This window comes from Geobacillus sp. YHL, assembly GCF_022341265.1.
GTDB classification, from domain to species: Bacteria; Bacillota; Bacilli; order Bacillales; family Anoxybacillaceae; genus Geobacillus; species Geobacillus thermoleovorans.
Genome location: NZ_JAEIGB010000028.1, coordinates 16294 through 33674, shown reverse-complemented (window position 1 = coordinate 33674; position 17381 = coordinate 16294). Strand labels below are relative to the sequence as shown.

At 55.1% G+C, this 17381-nt stretch carries 18 protein-coding genes; 1 reads left to right on the top strand and 17 read right to left on the bottom strand.

The genetic code is table 11. The annotated features are described in order from the left end of the window. Window positions 1-189: 189 nt before the first annotated feature. From JCR24_RS16200 to JCR24_RS16180, 5 genes are all read right to left on the bottom strand, one after another. A complete protein-coding gene (locus JCR24_RS16200) occupies window positions 190-402 on the bottom strand; it encodes a hypothetical protein (protein ID WP_020755109.1) in 213 nt (70 codons plus the stop codon). Between the two features lie 230 nt (window positions 403-632). Then, complete coding sequence (gene bioA / locus JCR24_RS16195; protein WP_160270199.1) at window positions 633-2012, bottom strand: adenosylmethionine--8-amino-7-oxononanoate transaminase; 1380 nt, start codon at window positions 2010-2012, stop codon at window positions 633-635. After that, window positions 2002-2718 carry a dethiobiotin synthase gene (gene bioD / locus JCR24_RS16190; RefSeq protein WP_238981013.1) on the bottom strand — a complete coding sequence of 239 codons (717 nt, stop codon included), beginning with the start codon at window positions 2716-2718 and terminating at the stop codon, window positions 2002-2004. The genes bioA and bioD overlap by 11 nt, the downstream gene beginning before the upstream one ends. Window positions 2719-2722: 4 nt before the next feature. Then, on the bottom strand, window positions 2723-3286 hold the full coding sequence (locus JCR24_RS16185) for a biotin transporter BioY (RefSeq protein WP_160270202.1): 564 nt from the start codon (window positions 3284-3286) through the stop codon (window positions 2723-2725). Between the two features lie 177 nt (window positions 3287-3463). After that, a complete protein-coding gene (locus tag JCR24_RS16180) occupies window positions 3464-5296 on the bottom strand; it encodes a pyruvate kinase (protein WP_235046458.1) in 1833 nt (610 codons plus the stop codon). 408 nt (window positions 5297-5704) lie between these two features. Between JCR24_RS16180 and JCR24_RS16175 the strand changes: the two genes are divergently transcribed. After that, entirely contained in the window at window positions 5705-6268 is a 564-nt protein-coding gene (locus JCR24_RS16175) for an FAD-dependent oxidoreductase (RefSeq protein ID WP_013144288.1), read from the top strand. Window positions 6269-6404: 136 nt separating this feature from the next. Here JCR24_RS16175 and JCR24_RS16170 read toward each other — a convergent pair whose 3' ends face one another. The 12 genes from JCR24_RS16170 to hpaI form a co-directional block, all read right to left on the bottom strand. After that, entirely contained in the window at window positions 6405-6872 is a 468-nt protein-coding gene (locus JCR24_RS16170) for a flavin reductase family protein (RefSeq protein ID WP_013524562.1), read from the bottom strand. Between the two features lie 210 nt (window positions 6873-7082). Beyond that, a complete protein-coding gene (locus JCR24_RS16165; RefSeq protein WP_238981012.1) occupies window positions 7083-7808 on the bottom strand; it encodes an ABC transporter ATP-binding protein in 726 nt (241 codons plus the stop codon). Beyond that, window positions 7808-8578, bottom strand: a complete 771-nt coding sequence (locus JCR24_RS16160; protein WP_011232493.1) for an ABC transporter ATP-binding protein — start codon at window positions 8576-8578, stop codon at window positions 7808-7810. The genes JCR24_RS16165 and JCR24_RS16160 overlap by 1 nt, the downstream gene beginning before the upstream one ends. Further along, window positions 8575-9639 (bottom strand): branched-chain amino acid ABC transporter permease, encoded by a 1065-nt coding sequence (locus JCR24_RS16155; protein ID WP_238981011.1) that lies wholly within the window; start codon window positions 9637-9639, stop codon window positions 8575-8577. The genes JCR24_RS16160 and JCR24_RS16155 overlap by 4 nt, the downstream gene beginning before the upstream one ends. Before the next feature lie 13 nt (window positions 9640-9652). Next, a complete protein-coding gene (locus JCR24_RS16150) occupies window positions 9653-10534 on the bottom strand; it encodes a branched-chain amino acid ABC transporter permease (RefSeq protein ID WP_069304502.1) in 882 nt (293 codons plus the stop codon). A 61-nt stretch (window positions 10535-10595) separates the two neighbouring features. Continuing rightward, window positions 10596-11765: an ABC transporter substrate-binding protein gene (locus tag JCR24_RS16145; protein WP_011232496.1), complete on the bottom strand. Its 1170-nt coding sequence runs from the start codon at window positions 11763-11765 to the stop codon at window positions 10596-10598. Window positions 11766-11844: 79 nt separating this feature from the next. Continuing rightward, window positions 11845-12492 carry a GntR family transcriptional regulator gene (locus JCR24_RS16140; protein ID WP_011232497.1) on the bottom strand — a complete coding sequence of 216 codons (648 nt, stop codon included), beginning with the start codon at window positions 12490-12492 and terminating at the stop codon, window positions 11845-11847. A gap of 39 nt (window positions 12493-12531) precedes the next feature. Beyond that, the gene (gene hpaE / locus JCR24_RS16135; RefSeq protein ID WP_238981010.1) at window positions 12532-14043 is read right to left on the bottom strand and encodes a 5-carboxymethyl-2-hydroxymuconate semialdehyde dehydrogenase; all 1512 of its coding nucleotides are present in this window, start codon (window positions 14041-14043) and stop codon (window positions 12532-12534) included. A 16-nt stretch (window positions 14044-14059) separates the two neighbouring features. Continuing rightward, window positions 14060-14446 carry a 5-carboxymethyl-2-hydroxymuconate Delta-isomerase gene (locus JCR24_RS16130; protein ID WP_013144279.1) on the bottom strand — a complete coding sequence of 129 codons (387 nt, stop codon included), beginning with the start codon at window positions 14444-14446 and terminating at the stop codon, window positions 14060-14062. Between the two features lie 17 nt (window positions 14447-14463). Then, window positions 14464-15204 (bottom strand): fumarylacetoacetate hydrolase family protein, encoded by a 741-nt coding sequence (locus JCR24_RS16125; protein ID WP_011232500.1) that lies wholly within the window; start codon window positions 15202-15204, stop codon window positions 14464-14466. Further along, window positions 15201-15980 (bottom strand): fumarylacetoacetate hydrolase family protein, encoded by a 780-nt coding sequence (locus JCR24_RS16120; protein WP_238981009.1) that lies wholly within the window; start codon window positions 15978-15980, stop codon window positions 15201-15203. Before JCR24_RS16120 ends, JCR24_RS16125 begins: the two co-directional genes overlap by 4 nt. 357 nt (window positions 15981-16337) lie before the next feature. Beyond that, window positions 16338-17279 (bottom strand): 2,4-dihydroxyhept-2-ene-1,7-dioic acid aldolase, encoded by a 942-nt coding sequence (hpaI, locus tag JCR24_RS16115; RefSeq protein WP_238981008.1) that lies wholly within the window; start codon window positions 17277-17279, stop codon window positions 16338-16340. Window positions 17280-17381: the final 102 nt, after the last annotated feature.

Below are 17381 nucleotides of genomic sequence, written 5' to 3'. Positions count from 1 at the left end.
AAAACGGACGCGGAGCCAACGCGCCGCCGAGCAGTCCGCCCAAGAAGCCGCCGACAAATGGGGCGCCAAACAACAATCCTGGAAATAGCATCGTTCCTTCTCCTTTCCCCAAAGCTAGAATGCTACACTTTATTCATATGCAACAACAAGAAAAGAGGGTGGGCCGTCCGCCCAACCCTTGCCGGTTTCTCACCACCAAATGGGGCCATACCACCACGGATAGAAAAACGGCGGAACCAATGCGCTCCCGAGCAAACCGCCTAAAAAGCCGCCGAAAAATGGAGCGACAAAAAACGGAGCGCCGAAGAAAAATGGGCGCGGCCGCCAAAACCACCAGCCCCATGGCCGCCAAAAGCCCCACGGCCGCCAAATGCGCTCATCCGCCACTTGGAGATGGCTCATCTTGCTTCCCCCCTTCCGCTTGCTTTAGTCCCACTGTATGCAGGAAAAACGCCCGCTGCTTAGGCCAGTACCTAGAAGGCTGGTGAAAAACGGCGATTTCTCCCAAATCATCGATCCGTGAATGCAAAGGAAGGCTTCTTTCTAAAAGATATTCTCATTAAAGGAAATTATTTTCTTTGATTTCTAGTATATTCCAAAAACAAAAACAGGCGGCTGTCCGCCGCCCCCGCTTATAGAAGCTCTGCGCGCGCCTGTTCGTACAAACAGGCGATCGAATCGAACAAAATGCGCACCGCCTCAGCCATTTCGTCTTCGCTCATCGAAAGAACCGGAATGAACGTCAACACCGGGCCGAGCGGACGGATGACAAGCCCCCTCCGGCGCGCTTCGAGGATGATCCGGTGCTCCACCATGGCCGCGCGCGGAAACACTTCTTTCGTTCTTCGGTCTTTCACGATTTCAATGCCGCACATCAAGCCTTTTTGCCGGATGTCGCCAACAATTGGAATTTCATACAACCGCTCAAGCCATTCGGCCAGCCGGCGCGCCTTCCGCTTGACGCTGTCAATCAAGCCGCGTGTTTCGATGAGCTCGATGTTTTTCAGCGCAACGGAACAAGTGAGCTGGTTTCCCGTGTACGTATGGCCGTGGTAAAACGTTTTGTCTTCGTCCACATTGCCGAGAAATGCCGCATAAATCTCTTCCGTGACCAGTGTGGCCGCGAGCGGCAAATATCCTCCCGTGATCCCTTTCCCAAGGCAGACAAGATCAGGCTGCACCTCTTCCTGCTCACAAGCGAACATAGTGCCGGTGCGGCCAAAGCCGACGGCGACCTCGTCGCAAATGAAGAGCACCCCATACCGGCGGCAAAGCCTTTCCACTCCTTTTAAAAACCCGCGCGGATGGACGATGATCCCCGCCGCTCCTTGCACAAGCGGCTCGATGACAACCGCGGCGATTTGATCGTGCTGCTCCTCAAGCACCCGTTCAAGCTCGCGCAAACAATAGCCGACGATCTCCTGCTCGCTTCCGTATTCGTCCATACGGTACACGTACGGCGACGGCACTTCGATCCGCTCAAACAAAAGCGGCGCAAAAATGCGGTGGAACGTTTCCATGCCGCCAACGCTCACCGCCCCGACCGTATCGCCGTGGTACGCTTCCTTCAACGAGACAAACTTGTTCTTCTTCGCATATTTGACCGGGTCGATGTTTTTCCAATACTGATAGGCGATCTTGAGCGCGATTTCCACCGCCGCCGCCCCGGTATCGGAATAAAACACTTTTGACATGTGCGGCCAATATTCAAGCAACCGTTTGGCCAACAAAATCGACGGCACATTCGCCGAACCAAGCAATGTCGAATGGGCAATTTTCTCCAATTGCTCGCGAAGCGCCGCATTCAGCTCCGGATCGTTATGGCCGTGGACATTGACCCATAGCGACGCATAGCCGTCCAAGTACCGGTTGCCGTCGACATCGTACAAATAGCTTCCTTGCCCGCGTTCAATGATCAAGGGGCGTTCTTTGGCATACTGCTTCATTTGCGTAAATGGATGCCAGACGTACTGCTTGTCCCACTGTTCCAATTGCTCGTAGCTATACGCCAACGCCAAGCACCTCCAGCAGTTGTTTCGCCTTTCCTTGTTCGATCCAATGCTGAGCTAGGGTTTCCAGTTCCCTCCTTGAGACTGCAGGAAGGAGCGGCACGACCGCCAGCACCGGCAGCCGAAGCAAGGCGGCGATCGTTTCGACATTGTTTTGGTGGATGATCTCCTGCTCTTGAAACTGATTGAATACAAGGCCAAGCAAGCGGATGCCTTGCGCGTCGGCATACGCCGCCGTCGTCACCGCGTGATGAATCGCACCAAGGCTTGAGAGCGACACGAGAATCGCCGGCAGCTGATAATCACGAAGGAAATCACTCGTCATATAGAATCGTCCGTCGCGCTCACACCACGGAACGGCCAACCCTCCCGCTCCTTCGACGAGCACCACATCATAGCGCTGCTTCAACCATTCCAACCGTTCGGCCACCCTCTCTGGTTCGATGGACGTGCCGGTCAACTTCGCCGCTAAATGCGGCGACATCGCCGGTTCCATATAGTACATGCCTTCTGATGTCGGAATCTTCGCCACTCGTTCGTACCAATATTGTTCGGCAAACGACACCCCGTCTTCGGCCAGTCCAGTCTGAACCGGTTTAAACACGCCGACCTTCATCCCAAGCCGCTCCAGCGCCAACGCCACGATGGAAGTGACGACCGTTTTGCCGATTTCTGTTCCTGTTCCCGTCATGAAAATGGCTTGCCCCATTCTCTTATCCCCCCATCCCTCGAGTCATCATGATCGGTCGGACGCGCGGCCATACGCGCGCCGCCACGACGGAACAAACGGCGCAAAGCACGAGATCCCCCGGCACCGGAAGAAGAAAGCCGAACCATAGCGTTTGGCCGATGGAAAGCGGAGTCTCCGCGATCCATTTCATTGCTATGTACAGCCACGTGCAGCCAAACGCATACACGACGAACAATGCCGCCAAATTCGCCTTCCATATGTCCTGCGCTCTTGTCCATTGAAAGCGGTGCACAAGCGAGCCGCACGTATACGCTCCAGCAATGAAGCCAAGCAAGTACCCAAACGTCGGCTTCCAAATATAACCGAGCCCGCCTCCTTCCGCAAACACCGGTGCGCCCGCCAGCCCGATCAACACGTAAAGCATCTGGCTGAGCGCTCCTGTTCTTGGACCAAGCAGACATCCCGACAAATAGACTGCGGCGATTTGCAGCGTAAACGGCACATACGGCACCGGGATTTTGATGAATCCGCCGACCGCCGTCAACGCGGCAAAAAATGCCGCCCAAACAAAGGAATGGATTCGCACATCTTCCCTCCTCTCCAAATATTTGTTTCTATTGTGCCTGATGTGTTTTTTATTTGTCAACTTTATTTTTATATAGGTTTACATTTAGACAAAAAATATGGAGCCCCCTAACACAGCAGGACTCCTTTTTTGGCGCGGCTCATTTCTCAAACAGACGGCGGAAGCAGTGGCCAACGCTCACCCTTCATCCTCCCACAAGTTAAGCAGGTTCATCCGTTCGCCGTCCGTTTTCGGCATCGCCAGCGATCCACTCTGCCTCTCCTCCTTTTCCAACAACGACGACAATAAGCGCACCGCCTCCGCAATATGCCTTCCTTTGTTCAACATGATGCATTGCGCCTGTTTTCCAACAAAAACATCCGAGATTTCCGCGCGCGACGGAATTCCCTTTTTCGCCATTTGTTCAAGCACTTGCGTCGCCCAAATGACCGGGATGTGAGCCGCCCGGCATAGCGCCAAAACGTCGTTCTGTGCGGCCGCAAGATGTTCAAATCCAATCTCCAGGGCCAAATCGCCGCGCGCAATCATCACACCAAACGCCGGAAACTTCAATCCCTCAAGCAAGATGCGAACGAAGTTATGAAGCGCCGCCCGCGTTTCGATTTTCGCGATCACCGGGAGAGAACCAGCCCCTTGTTCGGCAAGCAAATGATAAAGCTTTCGCAGGTCATGAGGGGCCTGAACAAACGACAGCCCGACGATATCCGCCCATCTCGCGATGAACGGAATCCATTCAAGGTCGCGGTCGGTGAGCGGCGGAACCGTCAAATGGAGAAACGAATCGGGAAGATGGATGCCCGTTCCTTGCTTAATCGCTTTTCGCTTTCCGCCATCGGCAACGACTTTGGCCTCTACATGCCGCTCGTGCACTTTGACGACCCGCGCCGCAATTTGCCCGTCGTTCAAGTAAAGGCGGTCCCCCACCCGCACGTTGCGCCACGCTTTCGCCAATGTCGTCATCATTTTCACTCCACCGCCATTGTGCGCCGCCGCAAACGCAGCGTCATCGAAGTAAATATAAAGCGGTGTACCGATCGTGACAAACGCTTTCATCGGAATGAACAAAACGGAGGAGAGGGTGAACAAAGCCGATCCGTTCCGCAGTTTCATCCCTTTTTGCACATAGGCGGTCTGTGAGAGCAACACTTTAAAACAAGACGGCGCGATTTGTTCCGCCACCCGCAGTTTTCGTTTTTTTCCGCGCACATCGGTAAACAGCAGTTCATCCCCTTCTTCGACGGTCGCTCCGTCCTCAGCCGTCAACTGCCACAAGAATGAAACATCGCGGGGGAGCGGAGACGGCGGCGGGGAAGAAGAGAAGGAAATGAGGCCGAAGAGCGGCTCCATTGGCTCTCCATATAGATTTTTCTTCACAGAGAGCTTCATCGGCCCCGCGTTGACCGCCAAGCGGTCGACCCGGATTTTTGGCCCCGGCAGATCCATGTAAATGCGGCATCGCCTCCCCTGCAGCTGTTGCTCCAACTGCTTCTCGGCTTGACGAATGATGGCCACGAGCGCCTCCCACGTTTCTGGAGAACCGTAGGCGCAGTTGATGCGGGCAATGTCCATGCCATAAAGAAGCAGCCGCTCGATCAGCCCCGGCTCATCCACCCATGCCTCGTCCATCGTCACCATAATGCGTGTCGGCCGAACAGAACTTGGGCTTCCGAACACTGCCTCCGCCCGTTTATGAAGCAACTGTTTCGCTTCCTTTCTTGTCATCTTTCGAAGCTCCCATCCGCCATCAACCCGCGTGCGCAAATATGCCAAAACTTGTTCGATCGCGTCGATGAGATGAGCCTCTTGCCCCTCGAGCCGCCATCCGGCGTCTTCCATCGCTTCATGCAAATCCGACGGCATATGCTCCCTCATATATAAGTAAGCAAGCAACTGATCCCGGCTCTCTTCATGGGATGGAAGAGGAAAATACTTCTGCTTTTGTCCCACCCACTCCGCCATCCCTCGGTAAAAAGCGGCCAAGCGGGCGCCCAAATCTCGTTTGTCGTGCATCAGCGGCACCAACCCTTGTGAAAAATGCGGTTTTACTTTTATATATTCGCCGCCACCCCAAATGAGGACAGAAAAAAACCGGCGCCATTCGCCGGTTGAATACGACAGAAACAGGAAATCGTTTTTAGCGATATGATTTTTGAACCACAATTTTCGTCCCGCATTGGCAAAGCAGTGAGTGTTTCAGCCGCCGCAACGGCTGGCCGCACTGTTCACAAACGGCCGGTTTATTCACGCGTTTCCTCCCCTTTGCTGCGTGTTTGGTATCTATTATACGCCCATAATTATTTAAAGTAAATATAAAATGATAGCAATTATAAATAAAAAGCAGATCATTTGGACCCTTTTTCCATTTGTGATAAAGTAATGAATGATAGTGCCAATATTCAAAACAAGGAGGCGGTCACGATGTACGACATCGCCATCATCGGCGCTGGACCGGCGGGAGCGAGCGCTGCGATCTTCGCCGCCAAAGCCGGGAAGAAAACGGTCTTGTTTGACAGCGACAAAGGCATGACAAAGCGCGCTTGGGTGGAAAACCATTACGGGGTTCCGGAAATCAGCGGCCCGGAATTGGTGGAAACCGGGAAAAAGCAAGCCGCAAAATTCGGGGCGGAATTGGTGGAAACGCAAGTGACAAATGTGCAAAAAACAGACGGGGGATTCCGCCTTGAAACGGAAACCGGATCCTATGAAGCGAAACACGTCATCTTCGCCACCGGCGTCGCCACGGATCTCGCGGAAAAAATCGGCCTGCGCACCAAACCGGGCACGGAGCCGCGCATTAAAACGGTGATTGACGTCGACGCCAATGGCAAAACGAACATCGACGGCATTTGGGCGGCAGGGACGGTGGCCGGCGTCAGCGTTCATACGATCATCACAGCGGGCGACGGGGCGAAAGTCGCCATCAACGTCATCAGCGAACTGAACGGCGAACGGTACGTTGATCACGATGTATTGAAAAAATAACAACGAAGGTGTCCCAAACAGCGGGACACCTTTTCTAATAGCGCCATGGAAACGGCCGGGACGCAAGATGACGGGCTGAACTGCCTGTTGCGTCGTACCCGCATCGACATAGCGGCCCCGATCCATCCAAGGGCGCTTATTGTCCAATGCTCCGGTACTTCCCTTCAAAAAACAAGAGCGGGTCGCCCGGTTCGTCTTTCATCAAAATATCGGTCACTTCCCCAAAGTAAAGCGTATGATCGCCGGCCACGTACGTGCTGTGGACGTTGCATAAAATATTCGCCAACGCCTCCGGCAAAATCGGATGGCCGTTCACCCAATCAAACGAAACGGGGCGCTCTTCTTTCAACTGGCCGGCAAACAAGCGCGACAACTCCTCTTGATCGCGCCGCAAAATGTTGACGGCAAATTTCCCCGTTTGCTTGACAATGTCATGCATTCGCGCTTTATGGCCAATGGAGACAACGACAAGTTTCGGGTCGAGCGAAACGGACATAAACGCGTTCGCCGTCATTCCTTTCGCTTCCCCTTGAAATTCGGTCGTCACGACCGTCACGCCGGTCGCAAATTTTCCCATGGCTCTGCGAAATGTACGATCATCCATACGGTTCTCCCATCCTTCCCTTTTCGTCATCAGCCGCCCTGCGCCTTCCGCTGGCGGTTGGGCGGCTTTCCTTCTTGATGTTTCCACACGACGGGCGCTTCGTCCGACATCTTGCCTCTATGGCTGAGACCCATTCATGCCGAAATGAGGGTCAAATCTACCCCCATCATAGCAGAAATAGGGGAAAGAAACAACGACGATATACGGCTGTCATCGGCGGCACGCCGCTCCAAGGTACGCCTCTGCCACCCGCTCAGCGGCAAGCAGCTCGGCGGCCTTCCCGTGCACCACGATGCTTCCCCGTTCCAACACATACGCCTCATCCGCTGTCTGCAGGGCGGCTCGCACGTTTTGCTCGACAAGAATCATGGCCGTCTGAAATTGATCGCAGAGCTGTGTCAGCATCCCCATCACTTCCTTGACCACAAGCGGCGCCAGCCCTAACGATGGTTCGTCAAGCAAGAGCAGCTTCGGTCTCGCCATCAGCCCGCGGGCGATCGCCAGCATTTGCTGTTCGCCGCCGCTTAATAGTCCTCCCGGACGGTCGAGCATCGTTTGCAGTTTCGGGAACAGTTCAAGCACCCGCTCATAGTCGCGCTTCACTTCCTGTCCGTCGCGGCGGTGGCGGCGGTACGCCCCCAGCAGCAAGTTATCCCTCACGGACAGGCTGTCAAAAATTTGCCGCCTCTCCGGCACAAGGCAAATACCTTTTTCAACAATTTGCTCCACCTTTCCGTATGGAAGCGGTTTATGTTCAAAAAGAATCTCCCCTTCGGTTGGAGCGTAGACGCCGGCAATCGTGCCGAGCAGCGTGCTTTTGCCCGCCCCGTTGGCGCCGACAACAGTGACGATTTTTCCTTCGTCCACTTGCAAACTGACCCCTTTTAACACGTGCAAATGGCCGTGGTAGACATGAACGTTGCGAAGCACGAGCATCAGACCGCCTCCTCTCCCAAATACGCCTTGATGACATCAGGATGCCGCGCAATCTCTTCCGGCGCCCCTTCGGCGATTTTTTTCCCATAATCGAGGACGACGATCCGGTCGGCGATCGCCATCACCGTTTCCATATCATGTTCCACGAACAAAAAGGTAAAGCCTTGTTCCCTCATCGCCAGCAACACATCAACGAGCTGCTTTGATTCTTGCGGGTTCAGCCCGGCCATCGGCTCGTCAAGCAAAATGAGCGAAGGACGAGACACAGCCGCCCGAGCGATTTCCACGAGCCGCTGCATCCCATATGGCAGCGTGCCTGCCCGCTTGCAGGCGAGATGGGCCAAACCGACCTGCTCGAGGCAGGAAAACGCCTGTTTCTGCGCTTGCCTTTCTTCTTTCACCGTACGCGGCAGCCGAAAGCCGGCGCTGAGGATTCCGCTCTTCAACCGTGAATGAAATCCGACCATCACATTTTCCAACACCGTCATATCAGAAAACAGCTGCAAGTTTTGAAACGTCCTTGTCATTCCCAGCATCGCCAACTCGTGCGGTTGTTTGCCGCTGACCATGGCTCCTTGAAAACGAACGAGACCACTCGTCGGCGGAATAATGCCGCTGATCATATTGAACAAGGTCGTTTTGCCTGCCCCGTTCGGCCCGATCACCGCGACGATTTCTTCTTTTTTCACGTGAAAGGACACGTTCTGCACCGCCTGAACGCCGCCAAATGACTTGGACAATTGCTCCACTTCGAGCAACACTGCGCTCATCCCCGCTCCCCTCCGATCGAACGCGCCTTATGCCTCTCAACTGTGGCTATCTGCTTCTCTTGACGTCCGCCCATTTCCAAAAAGCGCCGCATCCTCTTTTGCATCACACCCGTCAACCCGTTCGGCATATAGATCAACATGACGACGAGCAACAAGCCAAAAAAGACAATTTCAAACTCTCCACCGGCATTCGGAAGCAACAGCGGGACAACGGCTTTGAGCCATTCTCCTAAACAAACATAGACGGCCGCGCCGATGAGTCCTCCCCATACGCTGGCTGTCCCGCCGATGACCACCATGATTAAAAAGTAAATCGAAGGGACGATGCCGAATAAATCCGGATTGATAAACGTGACGTAATGGGCGTATAAGCTCCCGGCAATCGAAGCGTAGACCGCGCTGAGCATAAAGATTTGCAGCTTGTATTTCATAATGTTCACCCCAAGGGAGCTTGCTGCCACCTCGCTTCCATGAATCGCCCGCAGCGCCCTTCCGACCCGGGAGCGGACAATATTATGGGCAAACCATAACCCGGCCAGAACAAACAACGAAACGAGGTAGTAAAACTGGAGATCGCTTTGCAACGGAACCCCGGCTATACGGATCGGCGGAATGCCAAAAAAACCATTCAGCCCTCCCGTGATCTCTTTCCATTCCTTGAAAAATGTAAACATAATGACGCCAAAGCCTAACGTCGCCAACGCCAAATAATGCTCACGCAGCCGAAAAACTGGAATGCCGACCACAAGCGCCACCAAAGCAGCCAAAACCGCGCCGGCAGCCAGCGCCAGCCAGGACGGCCATCCCGCATGCGCGGTCAAATAGGCGGACGCATAAGCCCCGATGCCGTAAAACGCCGCCTGGCCGAGCGAAATTTGGCCCGCATACCCCATCAACAGCGTCATCCCTGTGCTTACGAGCGCGTACAGCCCGATGAGAATCAGAGTGCTTAGCACGTAGTTATTGCCGAAGACGAGCCAAGGGAGACCGAGCCAGACGGCTGCGCCAACAAGCAAGAGCCATCGTTTCCGTCCATCCGTCATTCGTTGACCGTGCTCCATCCATCCGCCCCCCTTACACTCGTTTTCCTGTCATCTTGGCAAACAGCCCGTTTGGCATGAAAAACAGAACAAGCAATAGCAGCCCGAAGCTGATCGCTTCTTTGTACCCCGAGGACAAGTATCCTTCCGCAAATGATTCAAGCAGCCCGACGAGAAACGCACCGGCGATCGCCGCCGGGGCGTTCGTCAATCCCCCGACAACAGCGGCGATGAACGCCTTCAGCCCGATCATCATTCCCATATCATAAGACGCGCCCGAAATCGGGGCGATGACGATTCCCGCCAGCGCTCCAAGACCGGCGCTGACGGCAATCGCGCCAAGCGACATTTTGCGGATGTCAATCCCCATCAACCGAGCGGCAAACGGATTGATGACGCAGGCCGCCACCGCCTTGCCGATGTATGTTCGGTGAAAAAACAGATGCAAGGCGGCAAAACTTGCGAGCGAAATGACGATCGCCCAGACGCTTTGCCATTGGATGACCGCTCCAAACACCTCAAGCGCCCCATGGCCCGTAAAGGGGCGCAGCGCGTACGGATCCGTCCCCCAAACAAGCAAGGCGATCCCGCGGAATACAAACGACGCCCCGATCGTAATGATAATGAGCACCGCGACAGGCGAACGGCGCGCCGGCTGAATCGCCAGCCGCTCAAACAGCCCACCGACGACCATCACCGCAAGCATGCTCAAACCGATGGCCGCGGCAAACGGCACTCCGTTATTGACCAACGTAATGCAAAACAACGCCCCCAACATAGCGAAATCGCCTTGAGCCAAATTTAAAATGCCGGTCACGCTGTACGTAATGACAAACCCGATCGCCACCAACGCGTAAATGCTGCCGACCGTCAGCCCGGAAAACAACAGCTGCACAAACTGGCTCCACGCTTCCATGCCCCGTCCCTCCTTCAACGGTTAGGTGGAACAAAAGGGAATTAGCGACCTCATTCCCTGTTTACTGCTCGGCAAGGACAAACTTGCCGTCTTGAATTTGCACCATCACCAAACTGTCGGCGTCAAGCCCTGTATGGTCGTCTTTCGACATATGGAAGACGCCCGAAATGCCGATAAATTTTCTTGTATTCTCCAGAGCCGACCGTATTTTCTCTTGATCCGCGCCGCCCTCCTTGATCGCATTGACCAACAAATGGAACGCATCCCACGCATGTCCACCAAACGTTGTCGGGGCATAGCCGTACGCTTTCTCAAACTGTTCTTTGTATTTTAGCAGCGTTTCTTTTTGCGGGTCGCTGTCCGGAAGCTGATCGGCCACTAAAATGCGCCCGGCAGGGAACCATACGCCGTTGGCCGCCTCCCCGGCCAAGTCAATAAAGCTTTTCGTGCCGATGCCATGGCTTTCCACAATCGGCGCCTCAATGCCCAACTGGCGGATGTTTTTCGTGACGACCGCCGATTCCTGCGCTGTTCCCCATACGATAATGGCTTGCGGATTCGCTTTTTTCACCTTTGTCAACATCGCTTTCGCATCATCGACCGTCGCCTCAAACTCCTCTTCGATGACGGCTTTCACCCCATATTCCGGGGCATAATGCACAAACTCTTCATGCCCGCTCGTTCCGTATGCATTGGCGACGTTCAGCCAGGCGACGTTCGTCCATCCTTTCTCTTTTAAAAAACCAAGCAGCTTCTGGATGACGATATTGTCCCCTTGAGCGGTTTTAAATGTCCAATGACGTGAGGATCCATCGCTTGGATTGACGATTTGTTTGCTTGCGGCGAGGGAAATGTACGGAATGCCTGCTTTTTCAATGAGTGGAATCATGGCTAAGGAGTTGCCGCTGATCGTGCCGCCAATAATGGCAGTGACTTTGTCTTGTTCGATGAGTTTTTTCGTGGATAATACGGCCTCATTTTGGTTGGACTTGTCATCATAGGCAATCAGCTTGATTTTCTTTCCATCAATGCCGCCTTGCTTGTTCCATTGCTCAACGAGCATTTTGACCGTCTCCATCTCCGGTTTGCCAAGCGGGGCCGCCCCGCCGGAAGCCGAAAAAATGGCGCCAATTTTGATTTCATCCTCTCCTCCCGATGTCGCCGTCTTCCCACAGGCGGCAAGGAAAATGAGCAACAATGCCGCCATCAATAGAGACATTCCTTTTTTCATCTTTTTTTGCCCCCCTTTTATATTGACAACGCTTTCAAATCATCGTTCTCCCGCCAGGCCTCCACCCGGCGGAAGAAGATCAGCGCCGCCGCTTAAACGCTTCGGCGGTGTTGATTTTGTGTTGACGAACGTATTGTTCGATTTCATGCGGCGGCGCCTGTTCACGCAACAGACGGATGATCTCTCTATGTTCTTCGATCGATGCTTTCGCCCGCTGCGGCACAAAGGTGAAGCCGTAGGCGCGGATGCGCTTCATCCGCTGCCAAATTTGCTTGATTTGCTCTTCGAGGTAGGCGTTGCCGCAATGGGCGTAAATCAAGGAATGAAATTCATAGTTCAGCTCGCTGAACCGTTCCAGCTCCAGCTCTTCAAGCGCCCGCTCCATCCATTCGTTCAACCGCTCAAGCTCGTTGATCGCCTCCTTCGTCAAATGGGCGGAGCCAAGCGCGGTCGCATAGCCTTCCAGCACAGCCAACACCGACAGCGTCTCGATATATTCTTTCTCGTTGATGTTGCTCACAACGGCGCCTGTATACGGCTTAAATTCGACAAGCCCTTCCGCCTCGAGCTGGCGGATCGCCTCGCGCACCGGGATGCTGCTGAGTCCAAGCTCGCGGGCGATTTGGTCGATGACGACGCGGTATCCCGGGCCATAGACGCCGTTTTCAATGCGGGAAAGAATATACTCGTAAGCCAATTGGGTTTTGTTTTTCGCTTTCGTTTCCATACGTTTATCATATACTAGATCATATACATTGACTAGTCGTTATGCCTGTTCGGCAGACAAGGCGGTCGGTTTCTCCCCCTTGCCGAACGCGGGGATCGGCGGATCGCCGACGGCGACGTGGACGACTTGCACTTCCGTATAGAAATCAAAGCTGTAATGCCCACCTTCGCGGCCGATGCCGCTGTATTTCGTCCCGCCAAACGGGATGCGCAAATCGCGGACGTTCGGCGAGTTGACCCACGCCATCCCGCTTTCGATCGCTTGGGCGACGCGGTGGCCGAGCTTCATATCGTTCGTCCAGACGTATGCCGCCAGCCCGTATTTCACATCGTTCGCCAGCCGTATCGCCTCTTCTTCATCCGCAAAGGACATGACCGCCATGACCGGTCCGAAAATCTCTTCCTGCGCCACCCTCATGCCGTTATGGCAACCAAGCAGCAACGTTGGCGGCACAAAGTTACCCCGCTCCAGCCCTTTCGGAACGCTGGGGGCATAGACGTCCGCCCCTTCCTGCTTGGCAATCTCAATATAGCGGTTCACTCGCTCCCAATGATCGCGGTGAATGAGCGGACCGAGTTCAGTCGCCGGGTTCATCGGGTCGCCGATGACGATGCGGTCGACGCGCTCTTTGAGCCGGGCGACAAATTCGTCGTAAATCGACTGTTCAAGCAAAAGCCGCGAGTTGGCCGTGCACCGTTCGCCATTGAGCGAAAACATCCCCCAAACCGCCGCATCGAGCGCCCGTTCGAGATCCGCATCGGCGAACACAATGAGCGGCGACTTGCCGCCGAGCTCCATCGATGTTTTTTTCAACGTCGCAGCGCTGTTGCGGATGATTTCCATGCCGGTCGTCGTCTCGCCGGTAAACGAGATGAGGCGCACATCCGGGTGGGCAACCAATGCGGCGCCCGCCGTTTCGCCAAACCCGTGCACGACGTTGAACACCCCGCGAGGCAGCCCGGCTTCATCGATGATTTCCGCCAGTTTATTCGCCGTCAACGGCGACCATTCGGCCGGCTTCAAGACGACGGTGTTGCCGGTCGCCAGCGCGGGAGCCACCTTCCACGTTTCCAGCATAAATGGCGTATTCCACGGCGTGATGAGCCCGGCGACGCCGACTGGTTTATAAACGGTATAGTTTAAAAACTGTCCATTCACATGGTACGCCTCGCCGACAAGGCGCGTCTTCACCATTTCCGCGTAAAAGCGGAAGTTTTCCGCCGCGCGGGCGGCTTGCTTTTTCGCCTGGCTGATCGGAATGCCGGTGTCAAGCGCTTCTAAATAGGCGATGTCGTCCGCATACTGCTCAATCAAGTCAGCAATGCGGAAAAGGTAACGAAGACGCCGTTCGACCGGCATTGTCCGCCACGGCCCGTGATCAAACGCCTCCTTTGCCGCCCGGACCGCTGCGTCGATGTCTTCTTTCCGCCCTTCGGCCACTTCGTTGATCGGTTCGTTCGTAAACGGATTGATGTTGTCGAAATACGCACCGGCTGCCCCTTCCATAAACTGCCCATTGATATAATGAAGCACTTTTGGTTGCACTGCCATTCGTTTCCCCCTCCCGCTATGTCCGATAACGCGCATGAATGTTGTTGTGTTTATACGTCCCCGCCTCGTTGAATTCATACAGCTCAAGCGACAGCGCCAAATAGCGTTTGGCGAACAGCGGGGCGAAATGGTCTTTCATCACGGCAAACAGCTCGTCGCCGACTTCTTTTTTCACCTGTTCCGGACGCCCGGCGCCGATTTTCAGCGTCCCGTGCACAAACGCATCGTCTTCGGCCCCATCAGCCACATAGTACTCGTCAAGCCGAATGGCGCGCGAGCGGATGCCGCCGACGGGAAACCAATCGCTCCGCTTGATCAACACGCGGTGAATTTTTCCAAGCAAGCCGCGAATATCGGCCTCTTCGCCGAGATTGGCCGTGTATTCCAAAATAAAGTGCGGCATCATTCCTCCTCCTTTGGCTAGACGATGTAATTGATCAGCCGGCCGATGCGTTCGATTTCGGCCACGACTTCATCGCCGGGCTGGACGTTCACCGCCCCTTTCGGCGTGCCGGTCAAAATCACGTCGCCAGGCGCGAGCGTCATGAATTCGGTGATGTACTCAAGCAAATACGGGATCGAAAAAATCATATCGCCCGTATATCCTTCCTGCACAACCGCCCCATTGACATACGTCCGCAAACGAAGCGCCATCGGATCGCCGACTTCCTCATGGCTGACGATCCACGGGCCTAGCGGCGTCGTCCGGTCGCGGTTTTTGACGCGGAAATTCGGCCGGTAGTAATTTTCCAAGTAGTCGCGAACAGCGTAATCGTTGGCAATCGTGTAACCGAAAATGTAGTCGTACGCCCGTTCCGCTTTCACCCGGCTGGCCGGGCGGCCGATGACGACCGCGAGCTCGCATTCATAATGCATCATGTTGACCCCCTCCGGGCGAACGGTTCGGCCGCGATGGCCGATGAGCGTATTTTTCCCTTTGAAAAATAAAAGCGGCTCTTTCGGCGCAACAAAAGACAATTCGCCGGCATGCTCGGCATAATTCAATCCAAGCGCCACGATCACTCCCGGCTCCACCGGGGGAAGCCACATCACTTCAAGCTCCCCGACGATCGTTCCGTCCGGCAGGCGGAGGCGGCCATCGTCGAGCGGCTCGGCTTCGGTCACGATTCCGTTCCAGGCCACACGCGCCCGCCTCATCATTCATCGCCTCCTTGTTCCAGGGCGATTTCATTTTCCAACACACCGATCCTTTCGATTTCGATGCGCACCACATCTCCTGCTGTAACAAGCGGCGCATCGGCCGGCCAGCTGAAAAACAGCACATCGCCTGGGTAAAGGGTCATAAATTCGGTCACCTCAGCAAGCCATTGTTCGACTGGAAGGCGAAAGCGGCTCGGGTCTGCACGCTGGACGAGGCGCCCGTTGACGTATACGCGTGCGGTCAAGGATGACAGCGGCGACGCTTCCTCTTTCGGCACGATCCACGGGCCGACTGGGGCGAACCCGTCGCGCGCCTGCTCCTTCACCGCCGGGCGGTGCCGCTGCTCGTGTAGAATCGACAGATCATTCACGATCGTATAGCCGAATACAAAATCGAGCGCCTGCTCGCGCCGCACGCGCGCCGCCGTCCGCCCGATCACCAGCCCGAGCGCCGGAGCAGCCTGAAGATGCTTCACCCAACGAGGCAGAAGCACCGGACGCCGATGGGCGTTGATGGTGTTTGCCGGCTTCATATACAGCACCGGGCCTTCCGGCGGCTTTTCATACGGCGGGGCGTTCATCTCTTTTGACAGCGCCGCCCACTCCTTTTCATCATTCAGCGCCACCCCGTACATCGCCCCGCCAATAGGCGCGTCCCATTCCAATTCATCAATGCGGTGCGTCTGCCCGCCAAACGACACCGTCCCGCCGTGCGGATCCGCCTTTGCCTCAATCGTCCGCCTCATGCCGGCCAGACGCAAGCGCACATTCGCCATCATGTATCCTCCTCATCTGTATCGATGCCATTTGAAGCTTTACCATTTGCAGCTCTTACCGAGCATTTGATCGCGCTTTGGCGTGACGGAGAAGCCTACGGGCTTACCCTCGTCAGTTGAAAAATGGATGAGCCACTTTTCCGTCAAGGATATGTTAAACGATTTCGTTGCATCTAATATGCCTGTTGCCAGGCGTGTTGATGAACCAATCAAAACCAGTTGAGAAAGCACTGTTCCCGGCTTTTCTGCCGCCGTCGGCAAGCGGTTCGCTTGCCGACGGAGCGTGCAGCTGCATGGCGCTCTGTTTTCGGGAAGCAACGGATCATCAACACTCGTGACCGGTTGCACGCGCTTGTTTTATGTCGCTTTTTGCATTTCTTCGTCCCGCGTCTCTTCGGCCAGCAAGCCGTATTTGACGAGCGTGCGGCGGATTTGCTGCTGATGTTCTTCGCTTGGCAAATCGAGCGGCAGCCGGAGCTTCGGGGTGATTTTCCCCATCATGCCGAGCGCTGCTTTGACAGGGCCCGGATTCGTTTCAATGAACAGCACATCATTGAGCTCCATCAGTTCAAAATGAAGATCTTGCGCCCGCTTGATGTCGCCGTCAAACCAAGCATCATGCAGCTCGGCCACCTTATGCGGCACGACGTTCGCCGTCGCGCTGATCGATCCGGCGCCGCCGATCGCCAGCATCGGATAGCACAAAAGCTCGATGCCGGAAAAGAGAAGGAAATCGCGCCCGCAATGCCACAACACCCGGTTGACATGCTCGAAGTCTTTGTTCGACTCTTTCACGCCGATAATGTTCGGACAATCTTCGGCCAGCCGCGCCATCGTTTTGACTTCCAAATTGACCGCCGTCCGCCCCGGAATGTTGTAGACGATGATCGGAATGTCGACCGCCTCGGCCACCGCCTTAAAATGTTTATACAGCGCCTGCTGGGACGGACGGTTGTAATACGGGACGATGACCATCGCGGCATCGGCCCCAATCTCTTGCGCAAATTTGGTCAGCTCGATCGTTTCCGCATGGTTGGTCGAGCCCGTCCCCGGCACGAACGGCACCCGACCCGCCACCGCTTTTTTCGCCGTTTCCATCACCTGTTTTCGCTCTTCAAGCGTCAGCGAGCTCGGCTCTCCCGACGTTCCCGTGACGGAAATGCCGTGCGTGCCGCTTTCAATATGCCAATCGATGAGCGCGGCGAGCGCCGCAAAATCAACGTTTCCTTCCTCATCAAACGGCGTGACGACCGGCGCGATCGAGCCGCGCAGCCGTTCTTTCGCCTCGTGGTATGCCATCCCCTTGCCCCCTATTGGCTTTATTTTTCTGAATCTTATTTATATTGTACACACTATCATATATGAAATCAACGATAAAATCATATATAATCATGATCCCGA

Coding starts and splice junctions, on each gene's coding strand:
- JCR24_RS16120 (WP_238981009.1), bottom strand. CDS start 15,980: ATGGCGAATGTGCGCTTGCGTCTGGCCGGCATGAGGCGGACGATTGAG.
- JCR24_RS16155 (WP_238981011.1), bottom strand. CDS start 9,639: ATGGAGCACGGTCAACGAATGACGGATGGACGGAAACGATGGCTCTTG.
- JCR24_RS16180 (WP_235046458.1), bottom strand. CDS start 5,296: ATGCACGACAAACGAGATTTGGGCGCCCGCTTGGCCGCTTTTTACCGA.
- bioD (WP_238981013.1), bottom strand. CDS start 2,718: ATGGGGCAAGCCATTTTCATGACGGGAACAGGAACAGAAATCGGCAAA.
- JCR24_RS16160 (WP_011232493.1), bottom strand. CDS start 8,578: ATGAGCGCAGTGTTGCTCGAAGTGGAGCAATTGTCCAAGTCATTTGGC.
- JCR24_RS16130 (WP_013144279.1), bottom strand. CDS start 14,446: ATGCCGCACTTTATTTTGGAATACACGGCCAATCTCGGCGAAGAGGCC.
- JCR24_RS16125 (WP_011232500.1), bottom strand. CDS start 15,204: ATGATGAGGCGGGCGCGTGTGGCCTGGAACGGAATCGTGACCGAAGCC.
- JCR24_RS16145 (WP_011232496.1), bottom strand. CDS start 11,765: ATGAAAAAAGGAATGTCTCTATTGATGGCGGCATTGTTGCTCATTTTC.
- JCR24_RS16140 (WP_011232497.1), bottom strand. CDS start 12,492: ATGGAAACGAAAGCGAAAAACAAAACCCAATTGGCTTACGAGTATATT.
- JCR24_RS16200 (WP_020755109.1), bottom strand. CDS start 402: ATGAGCCATCTCCAAGTGGCGGATGAGCGCATTTGGCGGCCGTGGGGC.
- hpaE (WP_238981010.1), bottom strand. CDS start 14,043: ATGGCAGTGCAACCAAAAGTGCTTCATTATATCAATGGGCAGTTTATG.
- hpaI (WP_238981008.1), bottom strand. CDS start 17,279: ATGGCATACCACGAGGCGAAAGAACGGCTGCGCGGCTCGATCGCGCCG.
- JCR24_RS16175 (WP_013144288.1), top strand. CDS start 5,705: ATGTACGACATCGCCATCATCGGCGCTGGACCGGCGGGAGCGAGCGCT.
- JCR24_RS16170 (WP_013524562.1), bottom strand. CDS start 6,872: ATGGATGATCGTACATTTCGCAGAGCCATGGGAAAATTTGCGACCGGC.
- JCR24_RS16150 (WP_069304502.1), bottom strand. CDS start 10,534: ATGGAAGCGTGGAGCCAGTTTGTGCAGCTGTTGTTTTCCGGGCTGACG.
- JCR24_RS16165 (WP_238981012.1), bottom strand. CDS start 7,808: ATGCTCGTGCTTCGCAACGTTCATGTCTACCACGGCCATTTGCACGTG.